The organism is Blautia sp. OM06-15AC (assembly GCF_003481425.1).
GTDB lineage: Bacteria > Bacillota > Clostridia > Lachnospirales > Lachnospiraceae > Fusicatenibacter > Fusicatenibacter saccharivorans.
In genome coordinates this window covers 403,393-425,503 of the sequence record NZ_QULD01000001.1, presented here as the reverse complement: position 1 = coordinate 425,503, position 22,111 = coordinate 403,393, and the positions used below count along the sequence as shown (strand labels likewise).

Genomic DNA, 22,111 nt, shown 5'->3' with positions numbered 1-22,111 from the left:
ATGGCCTCCTCTGTCCCTGGTATTTTCCTCTGCCGTCCGTTTCGTCCGCTTTTGTTTTCCTGAAACATCCTGCAGATTGTACAGGGAATGATAAATAAATATCAATTCAAGTTTATTATACTCTATTTCATGCACAAAATCAATACAGCCTCCACAAAATTTCTGTACAATTCGCCGTACTGGCCGTCCTGGCATCCTTCTTTTTTCTTGCGTGGCTTGTTATTTTTTTTCATTTCCCGATTGTGTTAAACTTTTTTAATATATTTGGTCTGATTTCTTTAAATTTTCATGTTATACTAAACATAATTATGAGAGAAATACGGCAGAATCTTTTTTTGATTCAAGATACGGAGGGTTTTTATGGCACTTTCTATTCCAACCATCACATTGAACGACGGCAGAGCGATGCCGCTTCTGGGGCTTGGCACTTACAAATCGACAGAAAAAGAGGCAGAAAAAGCAATTGTCACCGCGGCAAAATACGGCTACCGTCTGATCGATACCGCCTCCTCCTATAAAAACGAGGACAGCATCGGCCGCGGGATCCGCGCAAGCGGAATTCCGCGGGAAAATTTTTTTATTACCACAAAGGTATGGAATACCGCGCAGCGGGTCGGTGATATCGAAGGTGCCTTCAACCGCAGCCTCGACCGTCTCCGTCTCGACTACGTTGATCTTTACCTGATTCACTGGCCGGTGCCGGGCTGCTACCCGGAGACGTGGCGCGCACTCGAAAAAATCCGCGAATCCGGGCGTGCAAAATCGATCGGCGTCAGCAACTTCGAGGAGCCGCACCTTACCGCCCTCTTTGAATTTTCCGGCGTCATCCCGGCCGTCAACCAGATCGAATGCCATCCGCTCTGGAACCGGAAACCGCTCATCGCTTTCTGCCGTTCACATGGAATCGCCGTTCAAGCGTATGCGCCGCTCGCAAGAGGTCTTTATCTGAACCGTGAGATTATGCAGCAGCTGGCAGAAAAGTATGTACGCACTGAAGCACAGATCGGCCTCCGCTACCTCGTCCAGCAGGGCATCAGTGTCATCCCGAAATCGACACAGCCGGACCGCATTTTTGCCAACGCGGATGTCTTCGACTTCGAACTTTCTGAAGCCGACATGGCGCTCATCGACACGATGGACGAACAGCTCCGCTCTGCTTCCATACCGGATGACCTGCTGTAACTGCGGATTCACAGCAAAAGCAGCACAGAAAATCTGTTTCTTTCCGTTTCAGATTTCTGTGCTGCTTTTTCTGTTTCTCTTTATTTCGAGGATACCATCCAGTCTGCTGCAGGTGCAGATCCAGTCCCCCATTGCTTCGGCTTCTTCTAAATCATGCGTGACCAGAAGCATCGTTTTTTCTTTTCCTTTTCTGCGGATATAGTTCATCGTTTTCTTTTTCGTCCCCGCATCCAGTCCCCGGAACGGCTCATCCAAAAGGAGGAAATCTGCGTCCATGCGCATGGCCCGCAGAACCGCCACCCGCTGGCGCATGCCGCCCGACAGTTCCGATACAGCCTGGTTTTCACAGCCCGAAAGGCCGAGTTCCTCCATCTCCTCCACAAGATGACGGGAGCTTCTTTTTTCTTTTCCAAACATGCGGCGCCTTACCGCGAGCTGGATATTGGCTGCAGCTGTCAGTTCTTCTGCCAGCCGCGGTTCCTGAAAAACCATACTTTTTCTTAAGGCTTCCAGTCCCCCGATTTTTCCGCCGTCCGCCTGCTCCAGGCCTGCCAGAATCCGCAGCAGGGTTGTCTTTCCAGCCCCGGAAGGAGCCATCAGACAGGTCACTGCTCCTTTTTTCAGTTCCATCGTAAGATTCGAAAAAATAACGTGTTCTCCATACGCTTTTTTCAGATGGCAGATTTCAATCGTATCTTCTCTCATTTCATCACCAGCATCCTTTTTTCTGCAAGATCCATTCCTTTTAAAACAGCTTTTTCGAGACAGAAGCTGGCGTACACGATCGCTGCCGTCCAGGCAAAGAGTCCCGGTGTGTCGAGATATATTTTTGCCTGATACAGATGCTCTCCGATGGATCGGTTCGGAATGCCGATTACTTCTGCTGCCGTTCCGGCCTTCCAGCAAAGGCCGAGGGAAAGTGAACATCCCGTCCGGATATATGGGTACAGCTGCGGCAGGATCACCCAGCGCAGCCGCACCGGCCGCGGAACCTGAAAAACGTCTGTCATCTCCAAAAGCGCTGTGTCCAGTTCCCGTAGGCCGTTCCGCGTGTTTGTATACAGGATCGGAAATACCATCAGAAACGAAATCACAACCGAAAGATTCTTCGAAGAAACCCAGATCAGGATCAGAATCACAAAAGAAGCGACCGGCACTGCTTTCACTGCTGCAACCAGCGGCGTCAGGAGTTCTTCTGCAATGGAAAACCGACCGGCAAGTGCAGCTCCTGCAATTCCCGCCGCCGCACCAAGAAGGAATCCGGCTCCGATGCGTGCTCCGGAAAACAGCAGGGACTGCCAGAAGACCTGTTCTGTTACAAGCGTAAAAAGGCGTTTCAAAACAGCAGCAGGAGATGCCAGAAGGATCTCCTGCCCGACAAAAACGCTTACCGCCTGCCAGATCATAAGCCAGAACACGATCGGCCAGCGCTTCGTTTTTCTCTGTTTCTCTTTTTTGTTTTTATTCGGAATAATAGAAGTCATCTCCTGGAAGTTCTCCTCCGACTGCCTCCGGGTTCTGGTCTTTGAGTACACCGAGATAACCGGAAAGCTTCTCTTTCATCTCATCACCGGTGATGCAGACAATGTTGCATGCCGGAAGCGCTTTCTTTGCGACTGCCTCCGGAACAATGTCATAATCCCCGATCAGTTTTGCCGCCTCATCCGTGTTTTCGGTTACGTAGGATACGGATGCCTGGTAAGCTTCCATGAAGTCTGCAACTGCTTCCGGATGCTCCTTGGCAAAGGCAGTGCGCACAACGGTAACACCTGTCACCAGTGTGCTCGCCGTTCCTTCGGACTCCTGGATTTTGTTCCATTCTTCGGTCAGGTCAAGTGCGGTGCGCAGCGTTTCTTTTTTCGTCTGTGCCGTCGTTACAAACGGCTGCGGCAGCATGGCGATTCCATCGGCATCTTCTGCAAGTGCTGCCACGCACTCGGCGTGTTCGCTCTTCCACTCGATCGTTACGTCCTCACCCGGTACGAGGCCGTTCTTTTCGAGGATATAATTCAAAGCATACTCCGGAGTTGCACCTTTGCCGCCCGCATAAATGGTTCTGCCTTTCAGATCCGCAATGGAATGTACGGTATCGCCGTCCTCGACGATATAAAGGACACCGAGCGTATTGACTGCGAGCACCTGCACGCCGCCGTTTGTCTTGTTGTAGAGTACGCTTGCAAGGTTCGCCGGAACCGCGGCGATATCCACCTCTCCCTGTACCAGTTTTGCGCTGACCTCATCCGGGGCAGCGGCAAGTTCAAACGTGTCCGCAGGTGATTCTTTGCTGTCGTTATCGCTCATCATTTTTACCATTCCCATGCTGGTCGGTCCTTTTAATGCAAGCACATGGACCAGTGTCTCATCTTCTGTTTCCGATGCCGCTGTGCTGCTCTCCGTCTTTGTCTCTGTCTGGCCGCATCCTGCAAACAGAAGTACCATTGCAAGAATCGCTGCCGCAAAGCCCATCTTTCTTTTCTTTTTCACTTTTGTCTCCACCTTGCTGTTCTTTTTAGTCTACCAGCTTGTCCAGTTCTTTTACATATTCTGTCTGGCTGGAAATCTTGTGTTTTGCCTGCGCCGCATATTTGTTGACTGCCGCCTGCGACTTTTTGATTGACTGCATCGTGCCGGCTCCTGCCACGCATCCGCCCGGACAGGCCATGCCTTCGAGAAGATAACCGTTGTACTTTCCGGCCTTCGCCATTGTCAGCAGTTTCCGGCATTCCTTCAGACCTTCTGCATTTGCCATCTTGATTTCGCGGTCCGGGTATTTTTCACGGATTACATTTTCCACAGATTTTGCAACGCCGCCGGAGACAGCAAAGTTTCTTCCGTCCACCGATGCATCGCTGACGCCGTCCGGATCTTCCTCAAGTGCACTCACATCTACCTGGCGCGCATCGAAAATGCCCGACATCTCTTCAAACGTCAGAACGAAGTCCACCTCACTGCGGACAGACTGGCGCATGGCCTCCAGTTTTTTCGCCGCACACGGTCCGACAAAGACAACCTTCGCATTCGGATTGTGTTTCTTGATCAGACGCGCCGTCAGCGTCATCGGAGTCAGTGCCATCGAGATACAGTTTGCGTAATCCGGGAACAGTTTCTTCGCCATTACAGACCAGGCCGGACAGCAGGATGTCGCCATAAACGGCAGTTTCTCCGGAACTTCGTTCACAAAATCCTCTGCCTCCTGTGCCGCACAGAGATCCGCTCCGATCGCAACTTCAAAGACATCCGCAAAACCGAGCTTTTTCATCGCCGCACGCAGTTTTCCAGGCGTTACTTTCGGTCCGAACTGGCCGACAAACGCCGGTGCCAGCGCTGCATAGACGCGCTCTCCCGACTGGATCGCACGGATTACCTGGAAGATCTGGGATTTGTCCGAAATAGCGCCGAACGGGCAGTTGACGAGACACTGGCCGCAGGATACACATTTCTCGTAATCGATATCCGCTTTTCCGTTCTCATCTGAACCGATGGCATCCATTCCGCAGGCTCTCGCACACGGACGCTCCTGAATGATAATAGCCTGGTATCCGCATACCTTGGCACATTGACCACATTTGACGCATTTATCCTGATCAATATAGGATCGTCCATTGGTGCGGTCCAGCGTAATGGCCTTTTTCGGACAGACTTCCACGCACGGATGTGCAAGACACCCCTGACATCCCTCCGTGATCAGAACCCGTTTTTCATGACAGGCGTTGCATGCAAATTTGATGACATTAATGAGCGGCGGTGTATAATACGTCTCCGCCTGGTCCGCCAGTTTGATATTGTCCGAGATCGGGGCGTGCTCTGCCGCGCTTCTGCACGGAAGTCCCATTGCAAGGCGAAGCCGCTCTCCTACAATCGCCCGCTCCAGAAACACATCATTTCTAAAATTTCCGACCTCACCGGGAATTACACGGTAAGGAATTTCCTCGATCGTCTTTTCCACCGGGGAGTCCACGTCATACGCCATTTTTGCAACTTCCGTAAAAATGGCATGGCGGATTTCCTGAATTCTTGTTTCTACTCCTCTCATTCTTTCTTCCTCCTGCTGTATTTTCCTCCGCATCTTTTCAGTTAAAATTATTCCGCTTTCTATTACTATACTTGATTTCGAAAGTATTGTCATCTTTTTCCCGTATTTTTGCTGAAAAATTTCGGTCTGCACAAAAAAAGAACCTGCCGTCTCTGTATCATTTCACAGAAGTGACAGGTTTCTTATTTTTACCGCTCCCAGAGATCCGGGGCGAGTTCGTCTTTTTTCATACGCTGCATCAGTTCATCCACAGCCTGTTTCGGGTTTTTGTTTTCAAACAGAACCTGATTGACTGCCTGAATGATCGGCGTTTCGATTCCGAATTTTTTCGACAGGGTAAGACCCGCTTTTGCGGAATAGACGCCCTCGACGATCATCTGAACCTCATCCATCGCCTGCTGCATCGTTCTGCCCTGGCCGATCAGGTATCCGGCTTTCCGGTTCCGGCTGTGAACGGAAGCACACGTTACAATCAGGTCGCCGATACCGGAAAGACCGTAGAAGGTTTCCGCATGGGCACCCATCGCCGTACCGAGCCGTGCAATTTCCGCGATCCCGCGGGTAATCAGAGCCGCTTTCGTATTGTCGCCGTAGCCAAGACCATCCGCCGTTCCGGCTGCCAGTGCGATGACATTTTTCAGAGCTCCGCCAAGTTCAATTCCCGTGATGTCCGGGCTTGTGTAAACGCGGAAGACCGGACTCATGAACACATTCTGCACATACAGTGCGCTCTCGCGGTCATGCGCGCCGACAACGATCGTGGTCGGCAGGCCACGGCCGACTTCCTCTGCGTGGCTCGGTCCGGAGAGAACAACGACATTCGCTCCCGGCACTTCCTCCTCGATGATCTGAGACATCGTCATCAGGGTATCGGCTTCCACGCCTTTTGCCACATTGACGATGAGCTGGCCGTCCGGAATATCCGCCGCATACTTTTTACATGTGGTTCGCACGTACGGGGATGCTTTTGCCATCACAAGGATGTCCTGTCCTGAAAGGGAGCCGCGCACATCGCAGGTGAACTTCATTTCATCCGGCAGTTTTACGCCCGGAAGCTTCGTCAGATGCTCTCTGTGTTCCTTTAAGCTCTCAATTTCCTTTTCATTTTCCGAGCAGATCGTCACGTCATGCCCGTTGTTGCAGAGCAGGAGGCCGAGGGCGGTTCCCCAGCTTCCTGCTCCGATGATACTAATCTTTGCCATATTTTATTTCTCCGACTTTTTGGATAAATACGTTTTCCGCTCTGTTCCCGCGATGAGGCGCTTGATGTTTGCACGGTGCTCCCAGAAGGCAAGCACGGCAAGAAGTGCGATCACCACGTACATCTCATAGAGATACGGCGGTTCCAGCGCAAAGCAGCCCGCCTGTCCCATGATAACGGCCATCGCAAAAAAGACAACGTAAACCATCATGGAACCGAGGGAAACATAGTGTGTTACTGCAAGATTCAGGAAAAACAGCGCTGCACAGACCAGCGTGATTCTCCAGTCAAACGAGATAATCAGACCCGCGGTCGCAGCGATTCCTTTTCCGCCGCGGAAGCCTAAGTAAAACGGGAAGTTGTGGCCGAGAATCGTTCCAGCCGCAGCATACACCGTCAGCAGTTTCAGCATTTCCGGGTGCGATGCACCGAAGATCAGGCGTACCGTCAGGACCGCCAGAATGCATTTGATGCAGTCGCCGGCAAGCGTGATGGCGCCTGCTTTTTTCCCTAAAGTCCGGAGCGCGTTGGTCGTTCCTGCGTTTCCGCTGCCGTGTTCCCGGATATCAATTCCCTTCGTCCTTCCATAAATATATGAGGTCTGAAAAAGGCCAAATGCGTATCCGATCAAAAGGCATATGATCCGTACCATAACTCTTTACTGCTCCTTCTCTTTTCGTTCTCTGATGATGAATTTCAGCGGTGTGCCGCGGAAGCCGAACGACTCTCTGATTTTATTCTCCAGATATCGAACATAGGAGAAATGCATCAGTTCTTTGTCGTTGACGAAAATAACAAATGTCGGCGGTTTGACCGAAACCTGTGTCATGTAGTAGATTTTCAGTCGTTTTCCACGGTCTGACGGCGGCTGCTGCATTGCCATTGCCTCGGTCAGAATCTCGTTCAGGACACCGGTCTGTACGCGCAGGTTCTGGTACTGCAGAACCATGTCGATCGTCTCGAACAGCTTCGGAAGACGCTGTCCTGTCTTCGCAGAGATGAAAAGAAGCTCTGCGTACGGCATGTAAGCCAATGTATTTCTTACTTTTTCGGTAAAGCGGTAGATCGTCTTGTCATCTTTTTCCAAGGCATCCCATTTATTTACCGCAATGATCATACCTTTTCCACGCTCATGGGCGATACCGGCAATTTTGGCATCCTGCTCGGTGACACCCTCGGTTGCATCGATCAGAAGAACGACGACATCTGCGCGCTCTACGGCAGATACTGTACGGATGATGCTGTACCGCTCCAGCTCCTCTTTGATCTTGTTTTTCTTTCGAAGACCTGCGGTATCGATGAAAATATATTCATTTCCATTGTGCATGATCGTGGTATCGATCGCATCGCGCGTCGTTCCGGCGATATCGGATACGATGACACGGTTCGAGCCCAGCAGTTTGTTGACCAGGGAGGATTTTCCGACGTTCGGTTTTCCGACAATGGCGATGCGCGGAATCTCGCTCTCCTCCTCGTTTTCCATCTCCGGATCAAAGTATCCTGTCACCTCATCGAGCATATCGCCGATGCCGAGCTTTCCGGATGCGGAAATGGCGTGCGGCTCTCCGATGCCGAGGTTATAGAATTCATAAACATCCATCATCTGACGGTCGAAGTTGTCGACTTTGTTGACCACCAGCACAACCGGCTTGCGGCTTCTTCTGAGCATATCAGCTACTTTTGCATCGGCATCTACAAGGCCCTGACGGACGTCAGTGATGAAGATGATGACATTTGCGGTATCAATGGCGATCTGCGCCTGGTCTCTCATCTGGGAGAGAATGATATCTTTGGATTCCGGCTCAATACCGCCGGTGTCTACCAGCGTAAATTTGTGGTTCAGCCACTCCACGTCGGCATAAATACGGTCACGGGTTACACCCGGTGTGTCTTTTACAATCGAAATATTGTCTCCGGCTAATACATTAAACAGGGTGGATTTACCCACGTTTGGCCGGCCCACAATTGCTACAATCGGCTTGCTCATACATTGTTCTCCTTCTGTGTATCGTCTCCTGGTTTTCCTCCACAACGGCTTTCACCAGGTCGCTGCCCGGCTCATCGATAATCTGTACCGGTGTTTTCAGGCGCTCTTCCACCTCTTCCACCGTCACATCATCGAGAAAGACGTTTTTTCCCGAACGGAGCATGTTGCACGGAAGCAGCAGGCAGTCGCCAAGATCTCTTCCCTCTAACTGCTCCATCAGATCCTTTCCGGTAATCAGACCGGATACGGTAATGGATTCTCCAAAGAAATAGTTGATAATCGTGATAACCTCCGCCTGTACATTCGGATATTTTTCACGAATTTTCTGCATGTGTTTTTCCAACGACGGCGCCGCAGCTTTTCCGGTCGCAATCGTTACATGGCGGTGACGGTCGTCCCCTTCTCGTTTCGAAAGTTCTTCCGCAACCTCGTCCTCCAGAAGCCGGAGCATTCCCACTCCGTTTTCCAGCTGGATATAGCCATCGTAATTTTCCTCCTCCGGGATCGGCTCTCCCGCCAGCAGATACCATTCATCACCAGCATGGATAAAGTGAAGTCCCCACTGTTCATACAGCTTTTTCTGCCATTTGTGAATCGTGGCAAGAACTTCTTTTGCATCCTCCCTGGTAAACGGTTCCAGAGGCGCCAGTCCGTCGCGGTACTTCGAAAGTCCGACCGGGACAACCGAAACACTTTTCAGATGCGGCAGATATTTTGACAGATCCGAAATACTGCGCTCCAGCTCTGCGCCGTCGTTGTATCCCTTGCAGAGCACAATCTGTCCATTCATCTCGATTCCCGCCTCGTAAAGGCGCTGGACCTTCGGAAAGATATTGCCCGCAAAACGGTTGTGCAGCATTTTGCAGCGGAGCTCGGGGTTCGTTGTCTGGAACGAAATATTGATCGGTGCCAGATGGTAGCGGATAATCCGGTCGATATCGTGGTCGCTCATGTTGGTCAGTGTAATATAATTTCCCTGCAGGAAGGACAGACGCGAATCGTCATCCTTAAAATACAAGGTGGGACGCATTCCCGGCGGCATCTGATCGATGAAGCAGAAAATGCAGTTGTTGCTGCAGGAACGGTACTGATCCATGAACTCGTTCTCGAATGTGATGCCGATTTCCTCGTCATACTCTTTTTCGATTTCCAGGTCCCATTCCTCGCCGTCCTTTTTCCGGATCGTGAGTTCCAGATACGTGTCGTTGGTCTGGAAGTGGTAATCGAAGACGTCCTCGATAATTTCCCCGTTCACGCGGAGCAGTTCATCTCCCGGTTCGAGTTCCAGTTCTTCGGCAATACTGCCCGGTTCTATTGTCTTGATAATGTGTTTCGTCTTGTTTTTCACAGATCTTACGTTTTGGCCTTTCCATTTACTTCTTTATAACTTCTCTTTGCCCAGTAAAAAGCGTGCTTTTTTTGCATACCTTCCGGACATTCATCCATTATAATAACAACAACCTGCACAAAAAGCAAGGATTCTTTCGTTTTTTGCTTGACGCGCCCTTTCCCAAGATGATATAAATAGGAAGTAAATGGTTTGTAAAAAATGTCGATTACTGGAGGTTTGTATGGCTAATTTAGATTTACTTGAAAATTCCATTCCGGTTGCTCCGTTAAAGCTCGCAGCTCTGCCGGGCAGTATGGAAATGGCAAAAAAAGTTGATGCGTATCTGGTTCAGTTCCGTAAAGAGCTCGCCGAGCGCCGCAACGGGGTTTCCTTTTCCGGATATTCCGAGGATTCTTTTCTGATTGACTGCGAGTGCCCGCGTTTCGGTTCCGGCGAAGCAAAAGGAAAGATCAACGAATCCGTCCGCGGTGCCGATCTTTACATCCTGGTTGATGTCTGCAACTACAGCATCACCTACAAGGTCTGCGGCTACGAGAACCACATGTCACCGGATGACCATTATCAGGATCTGAAACGTATCATCGCTGCTGCAACAGGAAAAGCACACCGGATCAACGTAATCATGCCTTTCATTTATGAAGGAAGACAGCATAAGCGCACCAAACGTGAGTCTCTCGACTGCGCACTTGCTCTGCAGGAGCTGATGAACATGGGTGTTTCCAACTTTATCACCTTCGACGCACACGATCCTCGTGTCATGAACGCAATTCCGCTCGGCGGCTTTGACAACTTCATGCCAACCTACCAGTTTTTAAAAGCCCTTCTTCGTTCCGTTCCGGATCTGACGATCGACAACGATCATCTGATGATCATCAGCCCGGACGAGGGAGCGATGGCGCGTGCCGTATACTTCTCCAACGTGCTCGGCGTCGATATGGGTATGTTCTATAAGAGAAGAGATTACTCCACCATCGTAAACGGAAAGAACCCGATCGTGGCACATGAGTTTCTCGGCGATTCCGTAGCAGGAAAAGATGTTGTCATCATCGACGATATGATCTCCTCCGGTGAGAGTATGCTCGACGTTGCAAAACAGGTCAAAGAGCGCGGCGCTGACCACGTCTTTGTCTGCACCACCTTCGGCCTCTTCACCGATGGTCTGGAGAAATTCGATGCTTACTATGAGAAAGGCTATATCAGCAAAGTCATCACCACCGACCTGACCTACCGTACACCGGAACTCGTTTCCCGTCCTTGGTATGAGCCGGCTGAGATGAGCAAATATATGGCAAGCATCATCGATACGCTTAACCACGACGTATCCGTTGCAAAAGTACAGTCTACGACAGAGAAAATCAATAAGCTGCTGGCAAAACACAGATAATCGATTTTGTGTCCGCCGGATGCATACAGCAAAAAAACGGATCTGTTTTTTCCAGGTCCGTTTTTTGATGCTTTCTATTCTGTTTTCGATCCTGTTTTCAGACCAAGGAAAGGAATGCCGCGAGGTTTCCTCTTTTTCCCTTCGATGCACGGTGGGAATACAGGAAATCCGGGTTGCAGCAGGTGCAGAGGTTCGGCAGATGAATCTGCTTCTCCGGCACTCCTGCTGCAAGAAGGATCTGATGATTCGCCTCCCAGAGATTTAACTGGTATTTTCCATCTGGTTTTCCGTAGAACAGTTTCTCATGCAGTGTTTCCGGGAATGCTGCCCGGAACTCTTCGATCACGTCACCGCTCACCTCGTAGCAGTCCTGGCAGATCGACGGGCCGACGGCTGCGATCACATCTTTTGCTTCTGTTCCAAACCGTTCGTGCATCGCATCGAGCGTTGCCTGTCCCATCTTGTGGACCGTTCCACGCCAGCCGGAATGTGAAAGTCCAATTGCACGGTGCACCGGGTCGACAAAGTAGAGCGGCACGCAGTCCGCATAGAATGTCGCAAGTACGACGCCCGGCTCGTCAGTGATCATACCGTCAATATCATGAAAATCGCGGTCTCTTGTCACGCCGCTGCCGCAGTCTGCTTTCGTCACATAACGGACCTTCGTTGTGTGTGCCTGATCGGAGGTAACAATGTTTTCCACTTCAAACCCCGCCGCCTCACAGAATCTTCTGTAATTCTCCCGCACATTCGCCGGATCGTCGCCGCGCGAAAAGCTGAGATTCATGCTGGAAAGATGTTCCTTACTCACCCCGCCGATCCGTGTGGAAAATGCATGGCGGATGCCCTCAATTTTCTCAATCGCCGGCCAGGTCAGATAGACCACGCCGTTTTCCGCCTCGTTGACATGCATCGTTTTTTTATCGTTTTGTTTCCATTGAATTGGTATCATAAAAACTCCCTTCCTACCAGCCGCTCCCCTGATAATAAAACGCGTTCGCATAGACGCGGATCTCCTCCGGTGTCTCTGCCACGACGTCGAAACGGCAGGGCACATCCATCGGGATCTGGTGGAGCATGCGGTAGTAATCTGCTGTTTTTGAAATTTTCTTCTGTTTCTTTCCATCCACGGCGCTTGTCGGGTCTCCGGCTGTCCGGCCGGTGCGGTATTTTACTTCGATAAAAATGTATGTGTCGTCCTGTTTTGCGATCAGGTCGATCTCACCGAAGCGGCACCGGAAATTCCGCACTAGGATGTGATATCCCAGGCTTTCCAGATATTCTGCCGCACGGCTCTCCTGTCTCGTTCCTACTTCCCGCTGGTTCAAATGCGATACCCTCTCCTTTTTTTGATGCAGTGCCTTTACACGAAATGGCCGATAAACGACTGCCGGTGGATCGGTGACGGGCCGATTTCTTTTAAAGCAGCGATATGCTCTGCCGAACCGTAGCCCTTGTTCGATGCAAAACCGTAGCCCGGAAGCACCTTGTCGTACTCTTCCATCAGGCGGTCCCTTGTCACCTTCGCAACAATACTTGCCGCCGCAATCGAAACACTCTTGGCATCTCCCTTGATGATCGGCACCTGGCGGATGTCCACCTGCGGGATTTTCACCGCATCGTTTAAGAGTACATCCGGCTTCACGGAAAGCTTGCTGATCGCCTCCCGCATCGCCTCGTACGTTGCCTGTAAAATATTGATCTCGTCGATCCGCGCCGGGGAGGCATAGCCGATGCCGACGGCCACTGCCTCGCGCATGATCACATCGTACAGCTCGTCGCGTTTTTTGGCCGTCAGCTGCTTGGAATCGTTCAGATACAGGATTTTACTGTCACGCGGCAGAATGACCGCACCTGCGACCACAGGGCCCGCCAGAGGGCCTCTTCCGACCTCGTCGATGCCGCAGATCCAGCCAAGATCCTCATATTTGTGTTCGTAGATCTTCATCTGTTCCGTGCGCTCGCGCTCTTTTTTTAAGGCCTCTTCCTGTTTCTGGTATTTTTGAATCAGATTTTGTACGCCGGCACGGGAATCCTCTTCATATTCCAGATAAAGGGCGGGCAGCTCCGTCTCCGAAGCTGCCGCAAAAATTTCCCGTATGGCGGATATCGATTGTTTTTTCTCTGTCATCGTTGTTCTCCGCATTTTTTATTTTGATAAATCCATTTATTCCGGTTTTTCCAGCGTGATTCTGCCGAGCTTTCCGCTCCGGAAATCATCCATCAGAAGCCGTGCTGCTTTTTCGTAATCGAGCTCATTTCCCTTTTTCAGGCAGCCGCGCACACGCGCAATCTCACCCAGGATTTCCACACGATCCGTCACACCTTCAAAGCCAAAGCGTTTCTCCAGCGTTCCCGGATACTCTGCCGTCAGATAATCGATGACGGACAGCGCCAGCTCCTCCACGTTCAGGATCTCATCGTTGATGGAACCGATCATCGCAAGATGCAGTCCCACCTGCTGGTCCTCAAACTTCGGCCACAGGATACCAGGTGTGTCCAGAAGCTCCAGCTGTTTACTCAAACGGATCCATTGTTTTCCCTTCGTGACGCCCGGTTTGTTTCCGGTCTTCGCACAGGCTCTGCCCGCATACGCATTGATAAATGTCGATTTTCCGACGTTTGGAATACCGACAACCATCGCGCGGACCGGACGGTTCAGGATGCCGCGTTTGCGGTCGCGCTCGATTTTCTCTTTGCAGGCCTCCTGTACGGCGCTGTTGATCGCTTTCATACCGGCTCCGAAACGGGAATTGACCTTCACAACAGAATATCCCTTTCCTTTGAAATATTCCATCCAGGCATCGTTTCCGCGCTCATCGGCAAGGTCCGATTTGTTCAGCAGGATCAGCCGTGCTTTGTTCTTTCCAAGTTCATCTATATCCGGGTTGCGGCTCGCTGCAGGAACTCTCGCATCGACCAGCTCAATCATCAGGTCGATGAGCTTTAAGTCTTCCTGCATCTGTCTGCGGGCCTTCGTCATATGACCCGGGTACCACTGATAATTCATGTTTCTTCTCCTTCTATGCTGCGTTTACACGAAACCGATTTTCTTCCACGGCGAAATCGTAAACCAGAGCTTTCCGACAATGCGGTCCGAATCCACGAGTCCCATGCCGTTGTGGCGGCTGTCCTCGCTGTTGTTCCGGTTGTCGCCGAGCACAAAGTACTGTCCCTTCCCGACCGTGATCGGCTCGGAGGCAAGTCCCGCGTTTGTGATGGCCGGAAATTCATCTTTTTCATTATAGACTTCCCCGTTGATGAGGATCTGTCCGTCTTTGATCTGTACCGTCTCGCCCGGCAGCGCAATCACACGCTTGATGTGGATGCTCGCCTTCTTGTCCTCACTCGTCCGGAACGCGATGATATCCCCGCGTTTCGGAGAACTTAAGCGGTACCAGGCGGAGTCCATCAGCACACGCTCCCCCGGCACGAGAGTCGGCTCCATCGAGCCCTCCTGCACCACGACACTTCTGCAGAAAAACCAGGAAAATGCCGCCGCAAGAAGAATCGCTGCGATGATTTCCAGATTCCATACAAACATGGAACGGATCTTTTTCTTGTAGAAATATTCTTTTACATATCTGGTATTCATACCCATAGTGTAATTCTCCGTAAGACAAAACCGGAGAAACACAATTGCTCATGTTCCTCCGGCCATCCTTTTAACGACTTATTATTTTACCAGCTCTTTCACTTTCGCTGCTTTACCAACACGGTCTCTTAAGTAGTTCAGTTTCGCACGTCTTACTTTACCACGTCTGATAACTTCTACTTTCTCAACGTTCGGAGAGTGTACCGGCCATGTTTTCTCAACGCCTACGCCGTTAGAGCTCTTACGAACAGTGAAGGTCTCTTTGCTTCCGCCGCCCTGTCTTTTCAGGACAACGCCTTCGAATACCTGGATACGCTCGCGGTTACCCTCTTTGATTTTACCGTAAACTTTAACGGTATCACCAACGCGGAACTCCGGTGCTTCTGCTTTTAACTGTGCATCTTCGATTTTCTTAATAATGTCGTTCATTTCTTTATCTCCTTTTTTTACCCTGGATGTTCTTAATGCCTTTTTGCAACAGCGGACCATCTCTTTACTCACAACAAGATATATTATACTATAATGCATCCGCAGATGCAAGTATTTTTTTCACTTTCCATTCGCCGCTGTACAGCAGACTGCGAAGCGCGAAAGAAAACCGCTGCAGGCCGTCCGCGGACTGTATGCCGGTAAGCCGTGCGACCAGACGGAAACCGTTTTTTTCCAGCTGCTCTTCGAGTTTTTCTTCCTCTTCTGAGAATCCGTCCGGGCACAAAAACACCAGCGGTGTTTCTTTTCCGGCAAAGCTGCGGATATACTCGCTCTTTGCTTTCATACCCTCCTCAAGCGTTCCCGGAAGCTGCAGAATCAGCAAATCATGGTCATCAAACAGATTTTTCTGTTTCCGGATCTTCTTTCGTCCGAGATCAAGGCTTACACCATAGCGTGTCATGCCTGCCAAAAGATCGTGCGCCCAGGCAGACGATTCCTCTTTTTCATTGCATGCGCAGGAAATCTGGAATGCATTTTCCAGAAGGTCCGGCCGCCGCTCGGCTGTCCGCACCAGGGATGCCTCATGACGCCATGCTTCGATCTTTTTGTGGTCACCGGAAAGAAGCACCTCCGGAACTTTTTTCTCGTGCCATGTCTCCGGTCTTGTGTAATGCGGATACTCAAGCAGGTTGTCCTGCAGTGACTCAAACTGCGAAGATTCCTCGTTGCTTAAGACACCCGGCACAAACCGCGATACCGCATCCACCAGCACCATTGCACCGAGTTCTCCGCCTGTTAAAACATAATCCCCGATCGAGATATAGTCCGTTACCACTTCCTGCAGTACGCGGTCATCGATGCCCTCATAGTGGCCGCAGAGCAGCACAAGATCGTCCTCAAGCGCCAGCTCTTCCACCATCGTCTGGTTCAGTACTTTTCCCTGCGGTGTCAGATAGACCGTGCGCGGCTTTTTCCCGATCTTTTCGGCTACCGACTGGTAGGCGCGGAACACCGGCTCCGCCTCCATGACCATGCCCGCACCGCCGCCGTACGGGTAATCGTCCACGCGGTTGAATTTATTTGCTGAAAAATCCCGGATATTCGTCGTCTCGAGGGAAATATAGCCGTTGTTGATGGCTCTTCCGAGGATGCTGGTGTGCAGCCCCTGCTCGATCATCTCGGGAAACAGCGTCAGAATATGATATTTCATCGTTCTTTACTCTCTTTATCAGTCAATCAGGCCCGGAAGAAGGTGAATCGTCATCTTCTGCTCATCCAGGTCCACATCCAGAATGCAGTCATGGATCGCCGGAATCAGAACCTCTCCGTGCTCTTTCGAATCTACAATATAGACGTCGTTCGCACCGGTCTCCATCACATCGCGGAGCGTGCCGAACAGTTCGCCGTCCTCGGTGTACATCTGCATTCCCTGCAGGTCTGCGATATAGTATTCGTCCTCTTCCAGCGGAATGGCATCCTCTCTCGTCACATAGAGGCTGCAGCCTTTATACCGTTCGATATCGTTGATGTTGTCAATTCCTTTGAATTTTACAATGGCAAGCTGTTTGAAAAAACGCACGCCAGTTACATGGAGTTCTTTTTTTTCTTTTCCTGTATCGAGAAAAACGCGGTCCAGAGAAAGAAAACGCTCCGGATCTGTCGTCGGGTATACCTTTACCTCACCGCGTACGCCGTGGGTTGTGGTAATTACGCCAATCTGCAAATATTCTTCCATTCAAAAACCCTTTCCAACCAGTTCTACTGTGTATTGCGACTTGAGAAACACGCTTTGCGAGTTTCTCAAGTTATCGCGGCAGTCGCCAAGGTCCCGTGCAAGCACGGACTTTGTCTCGTTGCCCGCGTAAAGAAAGGAACCGGCAACAACTGTCGGTTCCTTTTCCTATCTTTTACTTACTGTAAAATTTCTACGACAACTTTTCTGTCGCTCTTTGAGGAAGCTGCTTTTACAACCGTACGGATTGCTTTCGCAATGCGTCCCTGACGTCCGATGACTTTTCCCATATCTGACGGATCTACTTTGAGTTCCAGCAGAAGGTCATCACCGCTGACGGTTTCTGTCACAACTACCTCAGATGGATGATCAACCAGAGATTTTGCAATTACTTCGATAAGTTCTTTCATTACAAGATACCCCCGTATGAATTATTTCTCGATACCAGCCTGTTTTAAGAGTTTGGCAACGATTTCGGTCGGCTGTGCGCCGTTAGCCAGCCATTTTTTAGCAGCCTCCTCGTTGAAGCTGATTGCGCTCGGCTCGCGGTTCGGATCGTAAGTTCCGATCTCCTCGATGAAACGTCCGTCTCTTGGGGATCTGGAATCTGCTACAACGATTCTATAAAAAGGAGCTTTCTTCTGTCCCATTCTTCTTAATCTCATTTTTACTGCCATTTTTCTTTACCTCCATTGTAAATTCATGTATTTATTTATATTTTTTCTTTTATGCTAAAAGGGAAGTTTGAATCCTCCTCTTTTACCACCCTTACCGACCATTCCGGTCATCTGTTTCATCATTTTTCTTGACTGTTCAAACTGTTTGATGAAACGGTTTACCTCCGCGATGTCAACACCGGCGCCTTTTGCAATTCTCTGCTTTCTCGACGGATTGATGAGATCCGGGTTTTCTCTTTCCTTTGGCGTCATAGAAAGTACAATAGCTTCCTTTCTTGCCATGTCTTTTTCATCCACCATGCTCTCAAGATCCTGACCCTTCATTTTCGCGCCGACGCCCGGAAGCATATTCAGGATGCTGGAGATGCCGCCCATATTGCGCATCTGCTCCATGGAATCCAGATAATCGTTGAAGTCGAACTGCGCCTTCTTCATCTTCTGTTCCATGGCTTTTGCTTTTTCTTCGTCGATGTTTGCCTGCGCTTTTTCAATCAGGCTCATCACATCGCCCATGCCGAGGATACGGGACGCCATACGGTCCGGATAAAACTGCTCCAGATCCGAAAGCTTTTCGCCCATGCCGACATAGAGAATTGGTTTGCCGGAAACTGCACGGATTGAAAGTGCCGCACCGCCTCTGGTGTCACCATCTAATTTTGTAAGTACTACACCGTCGATGCCGACTTTATTGCTGAACATCTCGGCCACATTGACTGCGTCCTGTCCGGTCATAGCGTCTACTACCAAAAGGGTCTGATCCACAGGAACAGCCGCTTTGATATTCTGTAACTCCTGCATCATCTCTTCATCGATGTGCAGACGGCCTGCGGTATCCAGAATCAATACGTTAAAGCCGTTTGTCTTTGCATGCACCAGCGCTGCCTTTGCGATATCCACCGGACGGTTTTTATCTCCCATAGCGAACACTTCCACGCCCTGCTTTTCTCCGTTGACCTGCAGCTGTTTGATCGCTGCCGGGCGGTATACGTCGCAGGCTGCAAGGAGAGGTTTTCTTCCCTTGGCTTTTAACTTTCCTGCAATCTTTGCGGTTGTGGTTGTTTTACCGGCTCCCTGAAGACCTGCCATCATAATAATGGTAACTTCGCTCGCCGGGCGCAGTGCGATTTCCGTTGTCTCGGAACCCATCAGCTTAACCAGCTCGTCATTTACGATTTTAATGACCATCTGACCCGGATTCAGTCCGTTCATGACGTCCTGTCCGACTGCCTGCTCCTGTACGGATTTGATAAACTGTTTTACTACTTTGAAGCTGACATCCGCCTCGAGAAGTGCCATTTTTACTTCCTTCAGCGCAGTCTTTACATCCGCCTCGGTCAGGCGGCCCTTGCTTCTGAGATTTTTGAAAACATTCTGGAGTTTCTCGGTTAAACTTTCAAATGCCATGCTCAAAGCTCCTCTAATATATCCGATGCAATTGCTGCAATCCGCTGCATCACATCTTCTTTCGGGGTATCACCAGAAGGATCTGTCAGCTTTCGGATCTCGTTTACATTCTCCCGGATCTGCACAAAGCGTTGTACCAGATGAAGCTTTTCTTCATACTCTTCCAGTGTCTTGTTGCAGCGTCTGACCAGATCGTGGACTCCCTGGCGGGAAATGCCCCGCGCTGCCGCAACCTCGCTCAGGGAAAAATCGTTGAGCACCACGTCCTCATATACCTGACGCTGATGTTCAGTCAGAAGTTCGCCGTAAAAATCATACAGTAATGTCTGTTCCAATATTTTTTCCATTGCGATCACCTTGGTTATCATACACGAAATGATGCTGGGTGTCAAGTATTTTTTCTTGACAGTTTTAAAATTTTTCTGATCCGTTTCAAAAGCCGCAGAAAAGGCGCATTTTCCGCGTTTTTTCGCAGAAAACACGCCCCTTATAAAGACTTTTGTATACCTACTGCAGCTCCGCAATCCTCGTCACAGCCACATAAATCGACTGAATTTTGTACCACGTCGGATAATCCACAATGCCGGAAACCGGCAGGCCGAACAGCCGCTGGAACGCTTCGACGGCGTCCTGCGTCTCTTCATCGAAATAGCCATTTTCATAGACCGTCGGAATCGATGAATACACCTCCGCAATCACGTTCAGCTGCTCCTGCATCTGCAGTACCTTGTTCCCGGACGAGCCGATGGTGAGGTCATACCCCGGCCAGGAGGACGGGATGCCGGAAATCTCCTCCGCCGTGTTGATATACATATTGTCTCCATAATAATTGCGGAGAATCTGAATCGTTGAATACCCTTGGTCCGCCAGGTTTTTGGACCCCCACTGGCTCATCCAGTTCGGGCAGCTCACACGGTTTCCGTCACAGTACTGCGTCAGAATCGGCTGTTTCACATTCGGGCGCGACAGGTAATCAGCAAAAATCTCATCGACCACAAGGGAAATGCTGTCGAAAATATTCCTGCCGTAAATCCATTTGTGATCGTAGGCCGTCGACGAAGTGATCGTAAAATCGTATCCCTTGTTGCGGTACCATTCTGTATAGACACGGTTCAGCGTAAATGACATGATTGCGAGGATATTCGCCCGGATCGCCGCATCCGGCCATGTTGCATAGATTTCCGAGCACGCCACGTTTTTGATGTAGTCGCGGTACCGCACATAATAGTCGCGTGCCGTGCTGTCGGTCGGCGCTCCGTCGTGGACGATGATATACTCCGGGATCACGACACGGGACAGCACAATCTCACCGCTCTCCCTCGTCGGCTTGATCTCACTTTCCGGAATTTTCGCCGGATATTCGCCGAACAACGTATGGTCCGGGATCGTCACATCCGCAAACGCTGCGCCCTCTGCCAGTTTGAGGTCCACCTGCTGGACGGACTGTTCTCCTGAAAGAAGCTCGGAGCCCGTCACTTCAACCGGTTCATACCCTTCCGCCTCCACTTTCACCGTATATTCGGAATACGGCTGATTCACATTCGGTTCCAGACTGTACTCGAGCGGCGGCGTCGCCAGATCCAGCGTCTCCGTTCTGCCGTCCCCGTCGGTAATCAGCTCCTCGATCACATTCTGCGGATCTCCCGTATACGAAACCGTCACCCGCGCCCCGGAAACAGGCCGCGCCTGGATTCTTGTATTTACCCGGATTTCCAGCCGCCCGCGGTCAGTCATTTCCTGCTGCATACGCAAATTTTTCATAAAAAAGCCCCATATCCTGCACTCCTTTTATGGTATGCAGAATATGAGGCTTTGTTGCTTTTCATTTTTCGATTTACAGGATCCGCTGGACGTCGTGGATCATGACGTAGACCATCAACGCCATCAGAAGCACCAGGCCCGCGAAGTGAACCATACCCTCCAGGTCTCGCCGGATTGGTTTTCTGCGGATGGCTTCTATGATCAGAAAAACAAGCCGTCCGCCGTCGAGTGCCGGGAGCGGCAGCAGGTTCATGACGCCAAGGTTCGATGACAGCAGAATCACCATGTTCAGCATCGTCATCACCGTAACCAAAACGCCCTGCGATTTTACATCATCATAGGCGGTTCCGATCGCATCCACCACGCCGACCGGGCCGGAAAGATCGTTCACAGAATACTGTCCGGTGATCAGCATACTGACGCTGTCAATGACGGTGCGCACCCAGTATTTGATCTCCAGCACGCTGTATTTCAGCACGCCGATCGGGGACTGTTTCTCCCGGAGCTGATACGAAAACTGTACATTCGCATACGTATTTTCAACCGGTGTCACCGTAATCTCTTTCGTCTTTCCGCTGTGCTCATACTCCAGCGTCACAGCGCTTCCATCGAAAGGATGCTCTGTCTGGTAAGCAGTAAAATCTGCCACACAGGTGATCGGCGCTCCGTTGATCGATACGAGCAGGTCGCCCGCGACAACACCCGCAGCGGCAAGCGGCATATTCTGCTGCACATACGTGAATTCCATGCCGCGGTCACAGTCATCGTAGTTAAAGCCCATCATATACCGCGTTGTCACCGTCGGTTCATATGTGATCGTTTTCTTTTCCCCGTCGGCCTTTTTAACCTCCAGCGTAATCTCATCCGTCGGCACACCCCGTACCGTCATCACAGAGTTCAGCTCTTTTCCGATGGAAATATGTCTTCCTTCATAGGAAGTGATGATATCTCCCGCTTCCAGGCCTGCCTCTGCCTCCGGCGAACCGTCTGCCACTTCTGTGACGCGCGCCGGGGAACTTCCCGCGTAGCTGATCACAAAGATTGCGCAGAAAAATGCCAGAATCATGTTGAACACCGGTCCCGCCGCAACGACGGAAATTCTTGCCCACACGGATTTGCTGTTAAAGGTTCCTTCCCCCTCCTCTTCACCGTCCTCGCCGAGCATCTGGCACGCACCGCCGAAAGGCAGAAGTTTTAAGGAATAGATCGTTCCTCCTTTTTCTGTCTTTACCACCGTCGGGCCAAAGCCGATCGAAAATTCCGTCACGGTAATACCATTCGCTTTCGCCAGAAGAAAGTGCCCCAGCTCATGGATAATAACGGTGATTCCGAAAATGAGTACGGCTATCAGGATTTTTACAATCATGCTGTC

24 protein-coding genes are annotated in these 22,111 nt (G+C 50.7%); 2 read left to right on the top strand and 22 right to left on the bottom strand.

Annotated features, from left to right (window positions below; all coding sequences use genetic code 11):
- Positions 1–360 precede the first annotated feature (360 nt).
- Complete coding sequence (locus tag DXB83_RS02135; RefSeq protein WP_117509050.1) at positions 361–1,182, top strand: aldo/keto reductase; 822 nt, start codon at positions 361–363, stop codon at positions 1,180–1,182.
- Between the two features lie 48 nt (positions 1,183–1,230).
- Here the strand turns inward: DXB83_RS02135 and DXB83_RS02130 are convergent, their stop codons facing one another.
- The 8 genes from DXB83_RS02130 to DXB83_RS02095 form a co-directional block, all read right to left on the bottom strand.
- Positions 1,231–1,887 carry an ATP-binding cassette domain-containing protein gene (locus tag DXB83_RS02130; protein WP_070100780.1) on the bottom strand — a complete coding sequence of 219 codons (657 nt, stop codon included), beginning with the start codon at positions 1,885–1,887 and terminating at the stop codon, positions 1,231–1,233.
- The gene (locus DXB83_RS02125) at positions 1,884–2,666 is read right to left on the bottom strand and encodes an ABC transporter permease (protein WP_117509051.1); all 783 of its coding nucleotides are present in this window, start codon (positions 2,664–2,666) and stop codon (positions 1,884–1,886) included. Before DXB83_RS02125 ends, DXB83_RS02130 begins: the two co-directional genes overlap by 4 nt.
- Complete coding sequence (locus tag DXB83_RS02120; RefSeq protein ID WP_022461522.1) at positions 2,644–3,666, bottom strand: ABC transporter substrate-binding protein; 1,023 nt, start codon at positions 3,664–3,666, stop codon at positions 2,644–2,646. Before DXB83_RS02120 ends, DXB83_RS02125 begins: the two co-directional genes overlap by 23 nt.
- 25 nt (positions 3,667–3,691) lie before the next feature.
- The gene (locus DXB83_RS02115) at positions 3,692–5,215 is read right to left on the bottom strand and encodes a 4Fe-4S dicluster domain-containing protein (protein WP_117509052.1); all 1,524 of its coding nucleotides are present in this window, start codon (positions 5,213–5,215) and stop codon (positions 3,692–3,694) included.
- A gap of 188 nt (positions 5,216–5,403) precedes the next feature.
- A complete protein-coding gene (locus tag DXB83_RS02110) occupies positions 5,404–6,417 on the bottom strand; it encodes an NAD(P)H-dependent glycerol-3-phosphate dehydrogenase (protein WP_022461520.1) in 1,014 nt (337 codons plus the stop codon).
- A gap of 3 nt (positions 6,418–6,420) precedes the next feature.
- Positions 6,421–7,068: a glycerol-3-phosphate 1-O-acyltransferase PlsY gene (gene plsY / locus DXB83_RS02105; protein WP_117509053.1), complete on the bottom strand. Its 648-nt coding sequence runs from the start codon at positions 7,066–7,068 to the stop codon at positions 6,421–6,423.
- Between the two features lie 6 nt (positions 7,069–7,074).
- On the bottom strand, positions 7,075–8,403 hold the full coding sequence (gene der, locus DXB83_RS02100; protein WP_022461518.1) for a ribosome biogenesis GTPase Der: 1,329 nt from the start codon (positions 8,401–8,403) through the stop codon (positions 7,075–7,077).
- The gene (locus DXB83_RS02095; protein ID WP_117509054.1) at positions 8,357–9,751 is read right to left on the bottom strand and encodes a DUF512 domain-containing protein; all 1,395 of its coding nucleotides are present in this window, start codon (positions 9,749–9,751) and stop codon (positions 8,357–8,359) included. Before DXB83_RS02095 ends, der begins: the two co-directional genes overlap by 47 nt.
- 223 nt (positions 9,752–9,974) lie before the next feature.
- Between DXB83_RS02095 and DXB83_RS02090 the strand changes: the two genes are divergently transcribed.
- Positions 9,975–11,138 (top strand): ribose-phosphate pyrophosphokinase, encoded by a 1,164-nt coding sequence (locus tag DXB83_RS02090; protein ID WP_117509055.1) that lies wholly within the window; start codon positions 9,975–9,977, stop codon positions 11,136–11,138.
- A 97-nt stretch (positions 11,139–11,235) separates the two neighbouring features.
- Here the strand turns inward: DXB83_RS02090 and pgeF are convergent, their stop codons facing one another.
- The 14 genes from pgeF to rseP form a co-directional block, all read right to left on the bottom strand.
- The gene (gene pgeF / locus DXB83_RS02085) at positions 11,236–12,090 is read right to left on the bottom strand and encodes a peptidoglycan editing factor PgeF (protein ID WP_055226466.1); all 855 of its coding nucleotides are present in this window, start codon (positions 12,088–12,090) and stop codon (positions 11,236–11,238) included.
- 13 nt (positions 12,091–12,103) lie between these two features.
- Positions 12,104–12,466 (bottom strand): YraN family protein, encoded by a 363-nt coding sequence (locus DXB83_RS02080; protein ID WP_022461514.1) that lies wholly within the window; start codon positions 12,464–12,466, stop codon positions 12,104–12,106.
- Between the two features lie 35 nt (positions 12,467–12,501).
- Positions 12,502–13,269, bottom strand: coding sequence for a ribonuclease HII (locus tag DXB83_RS02075; RefSeq protein ID WP_055266587.1), 768 nt, complete (start codon positions 13,267–13,269; stop codon positions 12,502–12,504).
- A gap of 36 nt (positions 13,270–13,305) precedes the next feature.
- Entirely contained in the window at positions 13,306–14,148 is an 843-nt protein-coding gene (gene ylqF, locus DXB83_RS02070) for a ribosome biogenesis GTPase YlqF (protein WP_117804042.1), read from the bottom strand.
- 24 nt (positions 14,149–14,172) lie between these two features.
- The gene (gene lepB, locus DXB83_RS02065) at positions 14,173–14,733 is read right to left on the bottom strand and encodes a signal peptidase I (RefSeq protein ID WP_055218369.1); all 561 of its coding nucleotides are present in this window, start codon (positions 14,731–14,733) and stop codon (positions 14,173–14,175) included.
- Between the two features lie 81 nt (positions 14,734–14,814).
- On the bottom strand, positions 14,815–15,162 hold the full coding sequence (gene rplS / locus DXB83_RS02060) for a 50S ribosomal protein L19 (protein WP_022461510.1): 348 nt from the start codon (positions 15,160–15,162) through the stop codon (positions 14,815–14,817).
- Positions 15,163–15,250: 88 nt separating this feature from the next.
- Complete coding sequence (gene trmD / locus DXB83_RS02055; protein ID WP_117804041.1) at positions 15,251–16,375, bottom strand: tRNA (guanosine(37)-N1)-methyltransferase TrmD; 1,125 nt, start codon at positions 16,373–16,375, stop codon at positions 15,251–15,253.
- An 18-nt stretch (positions 16,376–16,393) separates the two neighbouring features.
- Positions 16,394–16,900 (bottom strand): ribosome maturation factor RimM, encoded by a 507-nt coding sequence (gene rimM, locus DXB83_RS02050; protein ID WP_022461508.1) that lies wholly within the window; start codon positions 16,898–16,900, stop codon positions 16,394–16,396.
- Positions 16,901–17,076: 176 nt separating this feature from the next.
- A complete protein-coding gene (locus DXB83_RS02045) occupies positions 17,077–17,307 on the bottom strand; it encodes a KH domain-containing protein (RefSeq protein WP_022461507.1) in 231 nt (76 codons plus the stop codon).
- A 21-nt stretch (positions 17,308–17,328) separates the two neighbouring features.
- The gene (gene rpsP, locus DXB83_RS02040; RefSeq protein ID WP_022461506.1) at positions 17,329–17,574 is read right to left on the bottom strand and encodes a 30S ribosomal protein S16; all 246 of its coding nucleotides are present in this window, start codon (positions 17,572–17,574) and stop codon (positions 17,329–17,331) included.
- Positions 17,575–17,628: 54 nt separating this feature from the next.
- The gene (gene ffh, locus DXB83_RS02035; protein ID WP_118697222.1) at positions 17,629–18,978 is read right to left on the bottom strand and encodes a signal recognition particle protein; all 1,350 of its coding nucleotides are present in this window, start codon (positions 18,976–18,978) and stop codon (positions 17,629–17,631) included.
- 2 nt (positions 18,979–18,980) lie between these two features.
- Positions 18,981–19,325 (bottom strand): YlxM family DNA-binding protein, encoded by a 345-nt coding sequence (gene ylxM / locus DXB83_RS02030; protein WP_330377042.1) that lies wholly within the window; start codon positions 19,323–19,325, stop codon positions 18,981–18,983.
- Positions 19,326–19,485: 160 nt separating this feature from the next.
- Positions 19,486–20,739 (bottom strand): peptidoglycan-binding protein, encoded by a 1,254-nt coding sequence (locus DXB83_RS02025; RefSeq protein WP_022461503.1) that lies wholly within the window; start codon positions 20,737–20,739, stop codon positions 19,486–19,488.
- 73 nt (positions 20,740–20,812) lie between these two features.
- Positions 20,813–22,105 (bottom strand): RIP metalloprotease RseP, encoded by a 1,293-nt coding sequence (gene rseP, locus DXB83_RS02020; protein WP_118697221.1) that lies wholly within the window; start codon positions 22,103–22,105, stop codon positions 20,813–20,815.
- Positions 22,106–22,111 lie beyond the last annotated feature (6 nt).

Bases quoted from the DNA above. Each gene is read 5' to 3' on its own strand.
- DXB83_RS02135 (WP_117509050.1), top strand. From the start codon at position 361: ATGGCACTTTCTATTCCAACCATCACATTGAACGACGGCAGAGCGATG.
- DXB83_RS02130 (WP_070100780.1), bottom strand. From the start codon at position 1,887: ATGAGAGAAGATACGATTGAAATCTGCCATCTGAAAAAAGCGTATGGA.
- DXB83_RS02125 (WP_117509051.1), bottom strand. From the start codon at position 2,666: ATGACTTCTATTATTCCGAATAAAAACAAAAAAGAGAAACAGAGAAAA.
- DXB83_RS02115 (WP_117509052.1), bottom strand. From the start codon at position 5,215: ATGAGAGGAGTAGAAACAAGAATTCAGGAAATCCGCCATGCCATTTTT.
- DXB83_RS02110 (WP_022461520.1), bottom strand. From the start codon at position 6,417: ATGGCAAAGATTAGTATCATCGGAGCAGGAAGCTGGGGAACCGCCCTC.
- plsY (WP_117509053.1), bottom strand. From the start codon at position 7,068: ATGGTACGGATCATATGCCTTTTGATCGGATACGCATTTGGCCTTTTT.
- der (WP_022461518.1), bottom strand. From the start codon at position 8,403: ATGAGCAAGCCGATTGTAGCAATTGTGGGCCGGCCAAACGTGGGTAAA.
- DXB83_RS02090 (WP_117509055.1), top strand. From the start codon at position 9,975: ATGGCTAATTTAGATTTACTTGAAAATTCCATTCCGGTTGCTCCGTTA.
- pgeF (WP_055226466.1), bottom strand. From the start codon at position 12,090: ATGATACCAATTCAATGGAAACAAAACGATAAAAAAACGATGCATGTC.
- DXB83_RS02075 (WP_055266587.1), bottom strand. From the start codon at position 13,269: ATGACAGAGAAAAAACAATCGATATCCGCCATACGGGAAATTTTTGCG.
- ylqF (WP_117804042.1), bottom strand. From the start codon at position 14,148: ATGAATTATCAGTGGTACCCGGGTCATATGACGAAGGCCCGCAGACAG.
- lepB (WP_055218369.1), bottom strand. From the start codon at position 14,733: ATGAATACCAGATATGTAAAAGAATATTTCTACAAGAAAAAGATCCGT.
- rplS (WP_022461510.1), bottom strand. From the start codon at position 15,162: ATGAACGACATTATTAAGAAAATCGAAGATGCACAGTTAAAAGCAGAA.
- trmD (WP_117804041.1), bottom strand. From the start codon at position 16,375: ATGAAATATCATATTCTGACGCTGTTTCCCGAGATGATCGAGCAGGGG.
- rimM (WP_022461508.1), bottom strand. From the start codon at position 16,900: ATGGAAGAATATTTGCAGATTGGCGTAATTACCACAACCCACGGCGTA.
- DXB83_RS02045 (WP_022461507.1), bottom strand. From the start codon at position 17,307: ATGAAAGAACTTATCGAAGTAATTGCAAAATCTCTGGTTGATCATCCA.
- rpsP (WP_022461506.1), bottom strand. From the start codon at position 17,574: ATGGCAGTAAAAATGAGATTAAGAAGAATGGGACAGAAGAAAGCTCCT.
- ffh (WP_118697222.1), bottom strand. From the start codon at position 18,978: ATGGCATTTGAAAGTTTAACCGAGAAACTCCAGAATGTTTTCAAAAAT.
- ylxM (WP_330377042.1), bottom strand. From the start codon at position 19,325: ATGGAAAAAATATTGGAACAGACATTACTGTATGATTTTTACGGCGAA.
- DXB83_RS02025 (WP_022461503.1), bottom strand. From the start codon at position 20,739: ATGAAAAATTTGCGTATGCAGCAGGAAATGACTGACCGCGGGCGGCTG.
- rseP (WP_118697221.1), bottom strand. From the start codon at position 22,105: ATGATTGTAAAAATCCTGATAGCCGTACTCATTTTCGGAATCACCGTT.